Consider the following 14,587-nt stretch of genomic DNA (forward strand, 5'->3'; position numbering starts at 1 on the left):
GCCCCGGGAAACCGGGGCATAATTTGATTTTACCTAATTGGATCTAAGGATCCTGTCAAAACAAATTGTCCCGAATCAACTTGCGGAGCTTCCATATCGGGGGCACTTCTTAAACATACTCCTGATGCAACACATTGATAGGATTCTGGCCCTGGGTCAATGTTAGTGACATCATACCAAGTGTCGCCATCGTCAGGGGTTCCAAATTTTGGCTGATTTTCAGGCATATTGAATGCAAATGCCATGGTTGCTGCCAGCGCTAATCCTAGGGCTGGGAGCGTTTTAAATAGTTTTTTCATTGTTTTAAAATGTTGTAACAATAGTTGTGCTACTGTTGGGTTAACTTATTGATTAAAATGCATGCATGCGCTTGGTCCGTAAGAGCTTAGGCTGCGCGTGGCTTGGTCTCTTTTAAGGAATCGGACCGACCCCTATATTCCACCTGATTTGGTGAGCTTCCTATCCTCACCTTGGAAGAGGCAGAATGTTTATTGTCATTGTTTTACCTTAATCCATTCACCTTCCGCAATGCGGAAATTAAACCTATCAACCTGTCCCCACTTCCTGAAATACTACAGCAGGTATTTTGGTGTAGAAGTAGATTCCTACAGTACTTATGGCTACAAAGGCCAAGTTTACTATCAGGTGTGCTCCCCAGCTCATGGAGTCGAAGATGCCTGCGCATCCGCAGGGTACATAAGGGAAGCTACCAATCCATATTAAGGTAACATAAGTGGAGAATGAAGTCATTAAAATGAGTGAACCGACCATTCCCCATAATCGAGTTGGTTGCCAAAATAGTAAGGCTACTAAAAGCAACTCACCTATAGGAACGCCAACAGCAAAAACCTCCGCCCACTCAGTAGGGAAAGGCTGGTTAAGCATGCTCCTCCGGAATTCCGGAAAGTCAATTAATTTGGCCAGGCCAGTATATGCAAATAATACTATAAGTGGAATAGCTATTATTGATGTATTTATTGACGATCTGGAGGCCATAGTGAACTGATTTTTTCCAAATTGGCGGAGTTTAATTTAACTCCGCTCTTGGGGTGGCAACTTTTAAATGCTTACTATTTTATACTCTGAATTTAATATTTGAAAAGGGAGAATTGGAGCCGATGGGCTGAATGGGGGAATTTACTATCCGAACAGGCTGAATCCGCATCCCAAAATAATTTGATGTATATCCCAAGGTCTACTTATCCCCAGCTTTAACCCCAAATATGGGTAGGCTTTGAGGCAGGCAAGTGGAAATGAAATAAATTGGGGGGACACTATATAATAATAGCTGCTGGCATTCCTGTATTTACCGCATTTTCCGCTATAGTCCGTATTTTCCGCGTTTGTTTTGATGGTCAGGTTGTTAGGGTCAAATTTGGGCATGTTTAATTCTAAAACCATAAAAAATGGCTAGACAAAGTAGTTTTATTAAGCTGGAAGGTACCATGGGAGATGTTACCTTTTTTAAAGGACCAAATGGCTATCATGCCCGCCAAAAAGGGGGGATATCCAAGTCCAGGATTATGAATGATCCAAATTTTGAACGGACACGTGAAAATCTGGCGGAGTTTGCCAGGGCAGCTGCCGCAGGCAAAATGCTTAAGGATGCCTTTAGGGAAATTACGTTACGTGCCCGTGATATCAAAACCCACAACAGGCTGTACAGTACATCGCTCAAAGTGCTGAAGTCTGATTTGGTGTCGGACAGAGGGGAACGCAAGGTTGAAAATGGGGATATGTCCCAGTTCGTTGGGTTTCAATTCAGCAACAACTGTATGTATGAAGCCACCATTTATGTGGATCATGGGATACAGCAGGAAATGGACGAGGTAATTGTAGCCTTTGATGAGTTTGTTCCCAAAAAGCACATTGCCATGCCGGCCGGAGCAACGGATTTCAGGCTTTTTCTTGTGGGTACGGGTGTTGATTTTGAAAGCAGAACACACTCAACCAGGGTGGTATCCAGTGGGGTGTATAAACTTGGGAACGAAGAGGTGAGTGATCTGATGCTAACTGTGTCTCGCATAGAAGATAAGCCTTTTCAGTTCTACGGAATCGGTATTGAGTTTCTCCAGGAAATCAATGGGAAGCAGTATGTGCTCAACAATGGGGCGCATAATGCTGCAAAGTTGATATTAGCTTCAGGTTCTTAATGAAGATTCATCTAGAGAGGGAGTACTGGCCCGGTGGGACCAACGGTACCCTGACAGTGGAGGACTTCAAAATCGGCCAGACGATAGAACGGCCGTGGAAGCGGAACCAGCAAAATGTGTCCTGTATACCTGAGGGAATTTACCCCTTGGTGAAGCGGTACAGTGAGAAGTGGGACTGGCACATAGAAGTGCAAAATGTGCCCAATAGGTCCCTGATCCTGATACATCCAGCCAATGATGCCCTTAAGCAGCTGGAGGGATGCATAGCACCGGTAAGCAGGTTTACGGGAGAAGGTAAGGGTAGCCAATCCAAGTTAGCCTTTGAGAAGCTTAAGGAGTTGGTCTTTCAGGTAATTGACAGTGGGGAGGAGGTATTGCTGGAGATAAGGAGCTATCCAGATGCCGCGCTCAATTTGGTTCAGTTTGAGCAATCATGGATGGATTAAGTATGTCAATAATTGTAGGGGGGATCATATCCCTCCTACTTTCCCTATCTGCCTACCTGCTTCACCTGATGGTGCTGGATATCAGGGAAATGCGGGTAGATCAGCGGGAGCTGAGGGAATTGTGTATCTACCTAAAAGCGGAGCAGAAAATAATCAGGGATTATATCTCATGCGAACATGCCCTGCTTCTGAGCAGGAAGGAGAATATGGGAGCGGGTCCGTAGGCCGACCTCAGAAACTGCTTATGGGTTAAGGTTTAATGTTTAAAAAATCGATAATATGTATAGTACGAATGAATTACAGGAGAGGTGGAACTCACCTACCCCAAAGTTTTTCAAAAGGCTTCAGAAAGCAGGTTTGGCTATGGTAGGGGTGGGCACTGCATTGCTGGCTGCCCCGGTAGCACTCCCTTCGCTAATAGTGGCTATAGGGGGATATATGGTGACCTGTGGGTCTGTGATTTCGGTAATTGCCCAAATGGCCAAGGAGGATGCTGGAGTACTTGCGGATAAAAATCCGGAATAAACCGAAAAAAATAAAGCTTCAACTATTTGATAAATTCAGGAGGATAAATTATTTTGAGTGCGTTAAACCAATAATTAATTTATGAAGAAAGGTAGTTGTAAAATTAATGGCCTGATTATGTTAGGGCTACAAGGTGTTTCTACTAAATCAATTGTATATGGTATAAATGAAGGATACAGGTCGTAGAATTGTGACCGTACAGGATATCATGAAAATTACTGGCAAAGAGAAAACTTATGCTTATGATTTGATAGGAAAAATGAAAGTGTACTATCAGAAAGAAAGTTTCCAATTCATAACCTTTGATGATTTCGCAGATTTTTTGGGAATGCCGGTAGACCGTTTGTTGGAGTATATATTTAGTATTGATTAAAAAAGTGCAGTTCCATATATGGGTATATCAGATATGGACTGCACTTTTATTTAATGGGTTGCTTAACCCAACCGGATACTAATCCGGTATTTAGAATATCATTGACTATTCTAGAGAATCGATCAATGGAATCATGCTAACAGGAGAAGGTAATAGTCGGAGCTTTTACCAGATAATTGTAGGCTTGCATTCTGTAAAAATGCTGTAGGCCAACTTCTTCTTTTGCTCCTTCCTGTTAGTGAGGCCATTTACTACAAAATTGCTTTGCTTAGTGTCTTTAAGCATGGAGTACTTTAATTCAATTAGTAAATTCATAATTTATGTGTTTTAAATTTTGCCTGAAGATACTTGGGGCTTTTAACCTAACTGGATGAATATGCTCAATATGGATAAAAACAGGCTGAACGCAGTCTTGGATAGGCTGTACAGAAAATCTTGGTACATACATGTGACGTTGTGGATTCTATATCTGTATATCAGTTATAAAACCTGGCCAATGTTTGCCGAAGAATTGCCCCCGCTGTTATATTTGATTTTCAATGTTGTATTTGTAATACTGTTTTTCTATCTGGTCTCCCTGTATATTGTTGTTTTCTTTAGCAATCCGGAGCATGGGGCCAGGAAAGTATTTTTGGGCATGATGTTGTTTTTATTGGCAAGCTTAGTGAAAGCCAAGGTTTCTTTTGTTTCTATCGATTTGGGATATACCTTTTCTGAACATTTTATATATGAAATGTTCAGGGTTTATAATTTTGGTTCCTATGCCCTGTCAACCACGTTACCAGTTTTGATCATCATTTTGGACAAAGAGGTGAGGCAGCTCGCAGAAAATGTAAAAAGTCTGAAAATAGGAAAAGTTCTAAATCGGCTGAGCCCACATTTTTTAAATAACTCGCTTACCTCGTTGCTTTTCAATACTTATAAGGAATCACCTGCCCTATATGACCAGGTATATAATTTCTCTGAAGTAGTAACTTATGGTATAGGACAGGATGAACTTGAAGTCGTATTGAATGATGAAATCCAGCAAGTAACCCGGTTGGTGGAGGCCCATAAGTATAATAAAGGGGGTGTAATGCATGTGAATCTGCAGGTGGATGTAGAAAAAGAGTATGGCCAAAGATTGAAAATACCCAGGCTGGTGCTGCCCACCCTAGTGGAAAATATTTTTATTCATGGTGTAGTAGATGATGTTGAATTTCCCGCTTCCATTACCATACGACTATTAAAAACTGTAGAGGTTCAGGAAAGGCTATACTTTCAGGTTATCATTAAAAACAAAGTTAATAACAACAATCGGGTGAGAGGCCACGGCATGGGATTGGAGAGTTGTAGGGATCTGCTTGAAAATACTTTTAAAAATTCATATACTTTGATATCAACGACATATGAAAATACTTTCTGTCAGATTTTAAATATAGATTATGGATCAAAATTATAAAGTAGGCATTATTGATGATGAACTGCCCGCTCTTGAATATTTGGATATGCTAATCAGTAGAATAGCGGGATTTGAAACTTGCTTTATCGATACCAATCCCCTGAATTGCCTGCCACTGGTTGAAAAACATTCTCCGGAAATTCTCTTGTTGGATATTAATATGGCTGCTATGGATGGGGTTGCGCTTGCCGCAATGCTGATGGAAACAAATATCCCTATTGTATTTATAACTGGAGAAAATCTGGAGGCATCAGAAGCCTTCGAGGTTGACGCAGCTGGATTTGTCAGAAAACCAGTCGGAATAGCCAAGTTGACCAAAGTATTGCAACATGTAGTAGCAAGAAGGCTTGAGTCTAAAGTAAAACCCAGTGGAAGTGTCTTATTGGATTTCAATCAACAATTTGTAAGGCCCTATACCGATAAAGACCAGGGGTTGGTCAATATTTCATTGGATGAAATAGTGTATATAAAATCCTATAAAAATACTCCGGAGATCCATTTTAGGGATAAGTATTATTTTAGTGATTTTCCTTTGAACAAGCTAGAGGAGAAGTTGAAGCCTATGGGCTTTATTCGGATTCACAGGCAATATATCGTGAATTTGAAACAGGTATACAGCATGAATTCGGAAGAAGTATATCTGGATGGAAGTGGGAAGCACTATCTGCCGATAGGAGATACCTACCGGGAGGCTGTAGTGCCCTTGTTGAGAGGCATATTTACTTGACAGGAAGTTTCCGGATGTGAAACCAATAAGTCAGCTTTATTTTAAAATGGATTCACGTGCAATGGGCGTGGCGTTATAGGCATACAGTTGATCTTCCATCTCGGATAGGATATTACTTAAAAAGGCATAGTTATTCAAATCTGTTGATGAAGCTTCCACTTCTTTGCCCAGGTGGCTAAAATAACAGTATCCAAATTTCTTGACAAAAATGGCTTCGATCTCTGGAGCCATTGAGTTTTGAAGCATGGGGACAATTTCCAAAAAGTAATTTTCAAAGGATTTTACTACCTTGATTCGGAAGTGATAGTGTTTGAATTTCCCCATTAACATGCCATTGATATGCTTGAGGATGTTTCCCGAATCGTTTATAATATTTAAAAAATTCAGGGACCTAAAGGCCGGTTTGTCAAACGTTTTGGACAGTGTGAAATGTTGAAGGGTTTTGAATAATACAGAGCCTGAGACTATAAAAAGGGCAAAAATCAGGCATGTAACAAGGGAGATCAGTTTATTGTCCTTCAGCAGGTTTGAAAAACCTATGAGGGAGAAGATCCAAAGTATTCCCAGCCCAACTATATAGAATTGCACGAGGCCTCTAATCATACTTTTTTTTTGAGCCCTTATCAGGGTTTTATAATATTTCAACATACTATTACATAATTATAAATCCTGTAATAACTCACCGTTTGATTGCCTGCTCATCTTGCGGTAAGATAGAGTGGAATCCTGGAGGTTTGAATTTAATAAATTAGTTTGATGAAGTTGATTTGGTTAAGAAAAATAATTTGGGATTAATTGGGCCGGATGCTTCCAATCAATCGCTCAATTACTTTAAATTCCCTGAGGCTGTCGATATCTAAGTGATCACTTTCATCCCATGCATTCTCAATCTCTTTTGGCAGAGTTAGGGGGATTGCGCTCCTGTAGTAAGTAATAAAATTGTCGGAAATAAGTGAGGCTTTGATTTTATTGTGGGAGTGATGATATGTCCTGACCAGCATATATTCGGTATCCTGTTCAATCCAGTATATTCTGTCCACATTTACTGTATTTAAAGATTTAAATATAGGTAGTTCTTCAAAATTATGGGGTTCTTGTTCATAAGGCGAAAATAAAAGGATTCCGTGCTTATAAAGTTTCATTTCATGAATAAGGTCCAAGAGGCTTGGATACGATGTAATATCCGGTAGAAGATCTGCATTGGGTTCTTTGGCATCAGGATGTAAGTAAAGCATTTTTTCCATTCCTTTCGATCTCATCCAGCTTGCCGGTATAAATGAGCCAGGTGTCATGTCATCATTCCCCATACTTGGGAGAATGATGGTGTCGATGACTTTGAGGTAAAATAAGGACAGCATATAGGGGTCAATATTTTCGGGTTCGAAGCGCATAAAAATATCCATGTAATAAGATTTAAGAGTTTGTATGTTTTTTTTTGAGAAGACCGGAGTATACCAAATACCAAATGAAAGATTCAAATTCTGGTTGCTGATTGAGAAAAACCCGATTTATAAGCATGTGAAGGTGGTTTTCAATCAGGATTTCCCACTTTGATTTATTGGGTCTAAACGGATGGGAAAGAAAAAAATCGGAATACTTTTGAATAATTAATTCATGAGGTTCTGTTAGTTTCTCCTTTTTTATTTCTGATTTTAAATTGATGAATTTTCTTTTTTGCGGGTGGTCTAACTGGGATATTATGTTGGTTTTTAGCTTAATAATCCATACCTCCATCTGCTCGTCAATGATCGAGGAACAAGCCAAATGGGATATGAACTTGCATAATAATAAAGGGGGATCCAATAAGGGGATAGTATCATATTGAATCTTGTCAAACTCACCTGTACAAAGGAAATGAGCTTCTTTATGAAATAGGGCTTCGCTAAGATGGATGCAGCAACTTCCGTATTTTTCATATTCAGGATAATAGCTTTTTCTATGTATGCTATAAATTACTGACGACCTTAGCATCTGGTTTTCAAATAGGGTCGGCGAATTAGCATCGGGGTCTGAGAATTTTATCCTTACCCTAATGAAAAACTTGTCTGACTGGTAAGCCAAGAAATACCATGAGGCTATTCTGTATTTATGCTCGGTAAAAAATGGATATAGTGTCTCCGCAACAAAATATCGGGAATCGTCGGGGCAAAGGTTGATATCAAAGGTATACCACTCCCGGTCTTTCTTAATTTTTGGGTTGAAAAGAAACGTGTTTTGGGAGTTGATGTATTGTGTATTGATAAGGTTGATGCCAATCTGAGGGTTCGTGGCTTCAGGATCAGGCAAATATTCAGCTAGGATAAATCCGGATTTATATTTCACTTTGCTTAATAAGTATTGAAGTGAGGGGTCGTGGTCGAGATTGATTACAACCTGTGTATCCCCATTACCAAACAGACAATACTTGGGCAGCGGATATTTTCCAATTATCTTTTTGAAATCGACTATGTCGGTTGGCTTGGTATGGTTGGTAATAAACCATTTTTGGGGCATCAAAACAGCGTCCCTCCAATAGACTCTAGGTAGTGTAGGGAAAATTGGATTAGGATTAAAATTGCTGAAGGGCGTGTTGAAAGAAAATTGGCCAGCGACTTCGACCAATAACCTGGAGATTGGGTGGGTAATCAATTCTGGATTAAGGCAATGTTGGATTAGCGGGATTACTCTTTTATTTAAGTAAGGATCGAAAATAATAAACTCCTTATGTGAAATACCTATATAAAGACGCTCCAAGGGAATGTCAGCGTGAGTTAAGGATTGTGAAAAGATTTTAATGCAGTAGGGGGCAATATTTTTATGGGCCGTGAGGTAGTTAAATGGTTTTTCCCAAACCTCAATGTCTGCATATATTCCCTCTTCGTTTTTATCTATAGTTTTGAATGTTTGCCAAGCCTGTTTGAAATGGGTTTTAAATATGGTATTTCTGCCATTTAATGAAAAAGGCTTGCCTGTATGGATATGGTCAATTAGAACTGTAGATCCGTTAAATATAGGTGTGAATAGGAGCGTTGTGAATTTATTTTGGGTAATTGGAGCATGTTTGGTTAGTTTACTTAAGTCTATTGCATTTTTATCTTTATGAGCCCTTATTTGCTGTAACTGCGGGTTTTCTGCTTCATGGGAGCTTGAAGGGGTAATGGGGTTCAATAAGAATTCCTTTAATAATGAGGGGTGAATAAATAGATCTGTGATTTTGACGTATCGGTCCTCATGCTCATTTATGAAATGCTTTTTGAAATGATCAAGGTAATTGGTTTGTGAGAGCTCTAGGAGATTGCCCATTTCGGAAGTGATGGTGGATATTTTGGATCTCAGTTTTTCATCGAGGATCAAGTCGCTATTTATATTTACGTTGATCTTTTGTTGAGGAAGTTTTGGGTTATAGCACTGTAATTTGCTTTTCGGATGCTTCTGAATATTAATCTTCAAAGGAGAGTATTCACTTTCCGATATGAGGAACTTAACCTCAAGCATTTTTTCAAAAAGGTCTAATGCCTCTTCCTGGGGTGAATTATCAAACCAACTGATGAAGGTCGGTATTTTCAAAAACGAGTTTCTCTGAAAGTGATCTATGATTAATTGTAAAACCAGATTGGGCTTCAGTCTCCTTTGAATCCATTTATTTTCAGGTTCAGAGAATGAATAAAAGTAGATATGATTATGATGATGAACTGTCTGAGGAGCGAGGCGAAATTTGACTGAGGCTGAAAATGGAATGGGATTTTCTATGAAGGTGGCTATTTCCGCCTCAGGTGATTCGAAATTGGCTCCCCATTTCCCTACACCTGATGCAGCCCAGATTCCAAACGGTACAGCTCTATACCTACCTCTGAGAATATAGGCTAGCAGGGAGGTTTTTTCATTGGGGAATAATTCCTTGTAGGATTTGGGTTTTATTTTATCATGCAGGCTTTTAGAGGATAGTTTGACTGCATTCAGAATTTGTGAGTAATGATTTATCACCTCCTCTTCATCATAGGGATTTAGATCCCATAAGGGCGTTCTGTAGAAATAATCCATAGTTTTTTTGGATCAATTCTAGGGGAGAAAGATATGATGTAGGCTGAGAATAGTCTGAACTGGGGGGGAATTTGTTTTAAATGGGTTATATGAAGTTTATAAAGTTTGTGATTCGATGCCTACTTGGTACTTTCCAGTAGTAGGTGTTTTCTGAGTGATTGGTTTTATGGACCTGTCAACAACTGAAAAGTCGTTGAATAAAAGCCAGTCTGGGTTCCGGGCTGGCTTTTTTGTGAGAAAGTAGAAGATTGTAAAAGAATGAAACAACTCATCCTTGAGGAAGTAAGAAACAATTTTCAGCTGGATTGGATTAAAAAAATTCTTACATAAAATCTCCTTTTAAATCCGTTTTAAGTAGATTTTGACTTTTTTTAAGTAAAAATGTGATTAAAAGTTTGCGTTAAAAATTTGACAACGTAATTTAATTCTACTTATTGTTTGAAATTTAATCTTTATTCATGTCCTATTTGGGTATTGTTGTTTTTTGAAGCACATTAATCTTATTATTCAGATTGTTACTGAGTTAGATCCCAAAAAGCCTATTGGTATTGCTTTTCGAGCTATTTGTTAATTTTTGTTGAAATATACCTTTTTAAGCCATGAGCAAATTTTACCTGCTGATTGCTATTTTGTTTTTTACCCAGAAAGTATGGGCGCAACGTGTGGATATAAAAATGGATGAGTCCCAAAAGGATTCCCTTAAGCATGTATCTCAATTTCTGATAATATTCACCTTAACCAGGATAGTACTTGGGCGGAAGTGAGTAGTCTGACGGATTATTATCCGTTTGGTCTTGCGATGGGAGGGAGGATTTACCAGGATACGACTGAGTATAGGTATGGGTTTGGAGGGCAAGAGTCCGTGATAAATAATAGGAATATAGATTATGGTGCGAGGTTATATAATCCGAAAATCGGCAAATGGTTTAGTACAGATCCTTTAAAATCCAAATACCCATTTTTGTCTCCTTATAGTTTTGTTGCAAATAATCCCATTTTAAATAAAGAATTGGACGGCAGAGATTGGTCTATCAGTACTATAACTGATAAAAAATGGCAATACCATTATCAAAATTACTTTAGAAGCTGCTGTAGTTAATACTAGTAAAAATCAGTTTTTAGAAATGCAGGATCTTGCAAATGCTATAAAAAAGCAGGTTCAAACTTCATATAGTATGACTTATAAAAATAAAGATGGAACTACCACTAAAGTGGAAACCACTGCCAATGTTAGAGTGATAAATAATATTTCTGAGGCTTCTGAATCTGATCATCTATTTCAAGTGGTAAATAAGGGTGACTTTAGTTTTAGTGGATATGGAAGAGCTCCGCTCAATGGGAATCAAGTTTATCTCAATGAACAATACGTAATAAATATGATTCTTGGGAACGATAATAACACTATTCCACATGAGCTTGGACATACGGGAGGTCTAAAACACTCCGATAGGATTACTCATATGGAATTTTCGGATGTTTTTGATGGTCAACATTTTATTCCATGCACTCCATGTGTAGAAGATAATGTCAATAATGCCATGTATTCTGGATTTAACCCGGTAATTGGTGGTACATATTTGAATGATAAAACTTCCACAGAAATTAATCCGGCTCAAATTAAAGTAATTCAGAAAAACTATGAAGAAGATAAGTTAAATAAAAATACAAGAGGGAAATGAAAGGAATAAGGGTTATATTCAGCGTGATTTTTTTTGTTTTATTGTTAAGTTGTACTTCAGCATTGCTAAAGGAGAATTTAGGTGGGAAAGATGGCGTTATTGAGTTTTGGGATCGATTTATGGATTACGCTTGTGAAGGTGATGGTGAGAATGTTAAAAGCTTGTCTACTGTGGAAGGGTTTCAGAAAATTGTTCTTCAAGTTTCTGAAGAGAATGAAGGGAGAATTCTAAAAGAGTTTTGCCGATCATATAAAGGACAGCCGCTGGAGATAGTGAAAATTTCAAAAAATGAGGCTGTCTTCTCTATAGGTTATGAGAATATTGACATAGGAAACTACCCTTCAGGGTTTAAGCTTCTAAAAATTGATAACGCATGGAAGTTGGATAATTATTATCCACCAAAATAATGAATATAATAGTTTCCGTGTGGGTGTCATAGATAAACTTACGATGCAGACAACCGTATTGAATACGTACATACCAGTACGGATGCTTACCTATGGAATCGCGAAGCCACTTATCATTACTATCCTCACGAACCACTCGCGAGGGTTGAGCTTGGTGAATACAATGTGCAGGGCTTGGATTATTATTATACTTTGCAAGGCTGGTTGAAGGGAGTCAATATGCCGGGAGAAGGTGATATGGGAGAGGATGGAATCAATGGATTAAAAACCGGGAAAGATGCTTTTGCGTTTACGCTGGGTTACCATTCCGATGACTTCAAGCCGATTAACCCGAATGTGGTGACAAGTGACGGAAGGGATGGGCTGTGGAATCGGTATGATGAGCAAAGGGGGACAGCAGGCTTGTACAACGGCAATATAGCGTGGATGAATACCGACCTCCCGGGATTGGAGCAGGATCCTATGCAGGCGATGGTTTACCATTATTATTAGTTGCATAGGATTCCCGATTCGCTACGCTGCTCGGGACAGGTGTGGAGGCGAGGGGTTTGAGGTAGTATGGTGGAAAACAGGTTGAGGGATTGCAAATCCCAAGGAGCGGTAGTTTGACGGGATATGGTCCAAGTGTGTATGCGTCTAGAACTACTAACCCGAGTGCTTATGATGTTAATTATTGGTATGATGCCAATGAGGGCCGATCGTTAAGGATTGGTGCAGTGGCCCCGATGCTTTTGGGGTTAGTGAGTGTCTGATCCGAGAAGAATTTGCGGATCGGTAGATCAGGTCATGAGGCACAGCCTCCATTTTCAGGGTCCCGAGGCTTCGCCTCGGGACAACCTAGTTCAACCTATTCTCCAAATCTATATTCACTTACTATCTTGTTTTATTGGATGATCCTGTTCAAGGGTACAAGCATTCATACTTGGCAATAACTGGTTAGTCTAGTGGTTTAGATATTTGGTCTAAAAGATTTTAAATTGAGATTTGTGTTTGGTTTATTTGGGGATTGTTAAATATCGTTTAATAAAGGTTAACATTCACTAGATAGGATCGAATGGTGGGTGTTTTAATAATTATAGTGCAGATAATAAATAAATCAAAAATAAAGAAATTATGAAAGTGCATTTTGATGAATTATTTTCCGTACATAACGGAGCTGTACAGCCTAAGACACCAGTACATATTAACGGTGTAACAATGACTCCTGGCGTTAGCTTTGGTGGTGGTGTTTCATTTGGTGGGGTTGACCTGACAAAGTACATTGGTAAATATTTAGAAGTTGAAAAATTGCCTAACGGTGTGTACGATGTAAAAGGATTTTACAATTAGAATATTTTAACTTTCTTTTGTTAACAGAAACATTTACCTAATTGAAAGACTATTAAAACTGACTGGATACCTTCAAGTTTCCTGTAGGAGATGCTTCAACCGGGAAAGAAGCCTCATAAGCCATCTGAAATGGTTGGATAACTCGGATTTTCCAGATTTTAATGCTACAGGTTATACAGCAGATAATGTTCAATCTCTCTCAAGGTTTTGGCAATTTAGTTTTTTCAGTAATCGTGGGTTGCACCCACGGTTACTGATGGTTCAACCCTTTCAGGGTTGTTGTGAGATGGGGGCATTATTGACCTTGGATTGTGGCCACGACTACTACCTTCATATCATTCTGTGCTCTCTGCTCTTCCTCGGTTATTTTATATATTCCTTATTCCTAATTTTTAATCTCCCTTTCACGATCCGCTACTCGGGAAGCTGTGTGACTTCTTTTGAACTTTTTCGACTTGGTGACTTTTTCCATTCTGCTCTCATCGCTTTTCCATTTCGCTACCTGGGACTAGTAGTGCCCATCTTTACCTTTGAGCCCTCAGAAATCTTTAACTGCGTGAATTCATCGAACAAATCACTGGGTTAGTCTAAAAAATAGTTGTTTTAGTTAATTTTTTACTTGTTTTGAAACCTAAGATTGATTGGCCAATCATGTCGATAAATAAATTCTTTGATTTAATGAAAAGAAATAATGAATAATAGATTTACTTTAAAAATTGCAGCATTGGCATTGGCCTCTGCTTTTTATAGCTGTTCAGAGTCTGGATATGATGAGGAAAATGTAATAATTCCTGAGGAAAGTATTAACTATCTTGATTTTGATCAAGCCTCCATTGAAACTCAGTTTAACAAAGTGGTAACTGTCTCTGATGTATCGGGTAATTACTCAGTTAGGGTGAATTTTGGATCTGATGAGGACGGAGTAGTTGAAGATATGTTAAGTTATACTAATTTTACATTGGCAATGACCTACCCTGATGATTTGATGGAAGCCTCAAATGAAAATTCTGACGAAACCTCTCGAGAAGCTCCAGATAGAGAATTTGGAGAAATAACAATGACTGTTATGGACTTAAATCTGGATGAAGATGCAAATGGGTTTTTCTTGGAAGTGAGCTATGATCAAGAAAAAAGTATTGGTCAAAATTTGATGACCTTTGCTAATGATATTAACTATGATAGTCCTGATAGGTGGATGTATTATGGTAGAGTTGAGTATGAAACTACGGTTAACCAAAATCCTGATATTAGGGTTGAATGGTATTATAGAGGTTGCTCCACATGTTCAATGAATTATTTGTTTGGCGCTACGTTAAGTGAGCAAAATCCAGTATCAGAGTTGGTTCGATATGATTCAAGAAGAATTAGAGCAAAAGTTCGTAGTAATTGGTGGAATTATAAAGTGTTTTTCAAAAAGTGGGGGAATGACCCTTGGAGACAAGTTTATTGAAAATTTAAAACTAAGGGTTTCGGAAGTTTCGGAACCC

General features: G+C 38.7%; 20 protein-coding genes. 14 read left to right on the top strand and 6 right to left on the bottom strand.

All coding sequences use genetic code 11. From position 1 onward, the window contains the following. Nucleotides 1-29: 29 nt before the first annotated feature. Together FPL27_RS02000 and FPL27_RS02005 are read right to left on the bottom strand one after the other, a co-directional pair. Nucleotides 30-299 carry a hypothetical protein gene (locus FPL27_RS02000; protein WP_143959496.1) on the bottom strand — a complete coding sequence of 90 codons (270 nt, stop codon included), beginning with the start codon at nt 297-299 and terminating at the stop codon, nt 30-32. 247 nt (nt 300-546) lie between these two features. Then, nucleotides 547-996, bottom strand: coding sequence for a MauE/DoxX family redox-associated membrane protein (locus tag FPL27_RS02005; protein ID WP_143959497.1), 450 nt, complete (start codon nt 994-996; stop codon nt 547-549). 410 nt (nt 997-1,406) lie between these two features. Between FPL27_RS02005 and FPL27_RS02010 the strand changes: the two genes are divergently transcribed. The 5 genes from FPL27_RS02010 (at nt 1,407) to FPL27_RS02030 (ending at nt 3,497) form a co-directional block, all read left to right on the top strand. After that, complete coding sequence (locus tag FPL27_RS02010; protein ID WP_143959498.1) at nt 1,407-2,153, top strand: hypothetical protein; 747 nt, start codon at nt 1,407-1,409, stop codon at nt 2,151-2,153. Then, on the top strand, nt 2,153-2,599 hold the full coding sequence (locus FPL27_RS02015) for a DUF5675 family protein (protein WP_143959499.1): 447 nt from the start codon (nt 2,153-2,155) through the stop codon (nt 2,597-2,599). Before FPL27_RS02010 ends, FPL27_RS02015 begins: the two co-directional genes overlap by 1 nt. A 2-nt stretch (nt 2,600-2,601) precedes the next feature. Then, nucleotides 2,602-2,823 (top strand): hypothetical protein, encoded by a 222-nt coding sequence (locus tag FPL27_RS02020; protein WP_185974271.1) that lies wholly within the window; start codon nt 2,602-2,604, stop codon nt 2,821-2,823. A 55-nt stretch (nt 2,824-2,878) separates the two neighbouring features. After that, complete coding sequence (locus tag FPL27_RS02025; RefSeq protein ID WP_143959501.1) at nt 2,879-3,124, top strand: hypothetical protein; 246 nt, start codon at nt 2,879-2,881, stop codon at nt 3,122-3,124. A gap of 166 nt (nt 3,125-3,290) precedes the next feature. Further along, a complete protein-coding gene (locus tag FPL27_RS02030; protein ID WP_143959502.1) occupies nt 3,291-3,497 on the top strand; it encodes a hypothetical protein in 207 nt (68 codons plus the stop codon). 165 nt (nt 3,498-3,662) lie between these two features. Here FPL27_RS02030 and FPL27_RS19735 read toward each other — a convergent pair whose 3' ends face one another. Further along, entirely contained in the window at nt 3,663-3,812 is a 150-nt protein-coding gene (locus FPL27_RS19735; protein ID WP_185974272.1) for a hypothetical protein, read from the bottom strand. Between the two features lie 55 nt (nt 3,813-3,867). Here FPL27_RS19735 and FPL27_RS02035 point away from each other — a divergent pair, with 55 nt between their 5' ends. Next, nucleotides 3,868-4,938: a histidine kinase gene (locus FPL27_RS02035; RefSeq protein ID WP_143959503.1), complete on the top strand. Its 1,071-nt coding sequence runs from the start codon at nt 3,868-3,870 to the stop codon at nt 4,936-4,938. Beyond that, nucleotides 4,922-5,665: a LytR/AlgR family response regulator transcription factor gene (locus FPL27_RS02040; protein WP_143959504.1), complete on the top strand. Its 744-nt coding sequence runs from the start codon at nt 4,922-4,924 to the stop codon at nt 5,663-5,665. The genes FPL27_RS02035 and FPL27_RS02040 overlap by 17 nt, the downstream gene beginning before the upstream one ends. A 36-nt stretch (nt 5,666-5,701) precedes the next feature. Here the strand turns inward: FPL27_RS02040 and FPL27_RS02045 are convergent, their stop codons facing one another. The 3 genes from FPL27_RS02045 to FPL27_RS02055 form a co-directional block, all read right to left on the bottom strand. Next, on the bottom strand, nt 5,702-6,268 hold the full coding sequence (locus tag FPL27_RS02045; protein ID WP_143959505.1) for a hypothetical protein: 567 nt from the start codon (nt 6,266-6,268) through the stop codon (nt 5,702-5,704). A 188-nt stretch (nt 6,269-6,456) separates the two neighbouring features. After that, nucleotides 6,457-7,068, bottom strand: a complete 612-nt coding sequence (locus tag FPL27_RS02050; protein ID WP_143959506.1) for a hypothetical protein — start codon at nt 7,066-7,068, stop codon at nt 6,457-6,459. Between the two features lie 10 nt (nt 7,069-7,078). Further along, entirely contained in the window at nt 7,079-9,685 is a 2,607-nt protein-coding gene (locus FPL27_RS02055; RefSeq protein WP_143959507.1) for a thiopeptide-type bacteriocin biosynthesis protein, read from the bottom strand. 599 nt (nt 9,686-10,284) lie between these two features. Here FPL27_RS02055 and FPL27_RS19740 point away from each other — a divergent pair. The 7 genes from FPL27_RS19740 to FPL27_RS02085 all read left to right on the top strand — a co-directional run bounded on the left by FPL27_RS19740 (nt 10,285) and on the right by FPL27_RS02085 (nt 14,550). Then, a complete protein-coding gene (locus tag FPL27_RS19740) occupies nt 10,285-10,449 on the top strand; it encodes a hypothetical protein (RefSeq protein ID WP_185974273.1) in 165 nt (54 codons plus the stop codon). Further along, nucleotides 10,446-10,784, top strand: a complete 339-nt coding sequence (locus tag FPL27_RS20245; RefSeq protein ID WP_143959508.1) for an RHS repeat-associated core domain-containing protein — start codon at nt 10,446-10,448, stop codon at nt 10,782-10,784. The genes FPL27_RS19740 and FPL27_RS20245 overlap by 4 nt, the downstream gene beginning before the upstream one ends. Before the next feature lie 25 nt (nt 10,785-10,809). Next, on the top strand, nt 10,810-11,364 hold the full coding sequence (locus tag FPL27_RS02065) for a hypothetical protein (protein WP_143959509.1): 555 nt from the start codon (nt 10,810-10,812) through the stop codon (nt 11,362-11,364). Beyond that, nucleotides 11,361-11,771, top strand: coding sequence for a hypothetical protein (locus FPL27_RS02070; protein WP_143959510.1), 411 nt, complete (start codon nt 11,361-11,363; stop codon nt 11,769-11,771). Before FPL27_RS02065 ends, FPL27_RS02070 begins: the two co-directional genes overlap by 4 nt. Nucleotides 11,772-11,945: 174 nt before the next feature. Then, nucleotides 11,946-12,263 carry a hypothetical protein gene (locus FPL27_RS02075; RefSeq protein ID WP_143959511.1) on the top strand — a complete coding sequence of 106 codons (318 nt, stop codon included), beginning with the start codon at nt 11,946-11,948 and terminating at the stop codon, nt 12,261-12,263. Nucleotides 12,264-12,884: 621 nt separating this feature from the next. After that, nucleotides 12,885-13,100: a hypothetical protein gene (locus FPL27_RS02080; protein ID WP_143959512.1), complete on the top strand. Its 216-nt coding sequence runs from the start codon at nt 12,885-12,887 to the stop codon at nt 13,098-13,100. 691 nt (nt 13,101-13,791) lie between these two features. After that, a complete protein-coding gene (locus tag FPL27_RS02085; protein ID WP_143959513.1) occupies nt 13,792-14,550 on the top strand; it encodes a hypothetical protein in 759 nt (252 codons plus the stop codon). Nucleotides 14,551-14,587 lie beyond the last annotated feature (37 nt).

The sequence above is a fragment of the Litoribacter populi genome, from assembly GCF_007483685.1.
GTDB classification, from domain to species: domain Bacteria; phylum Bacteroidota; class Bacteroidia; order Cytophagales; family Cyclobacteriaceae; genus Litoribacter; species Litoribacter populi.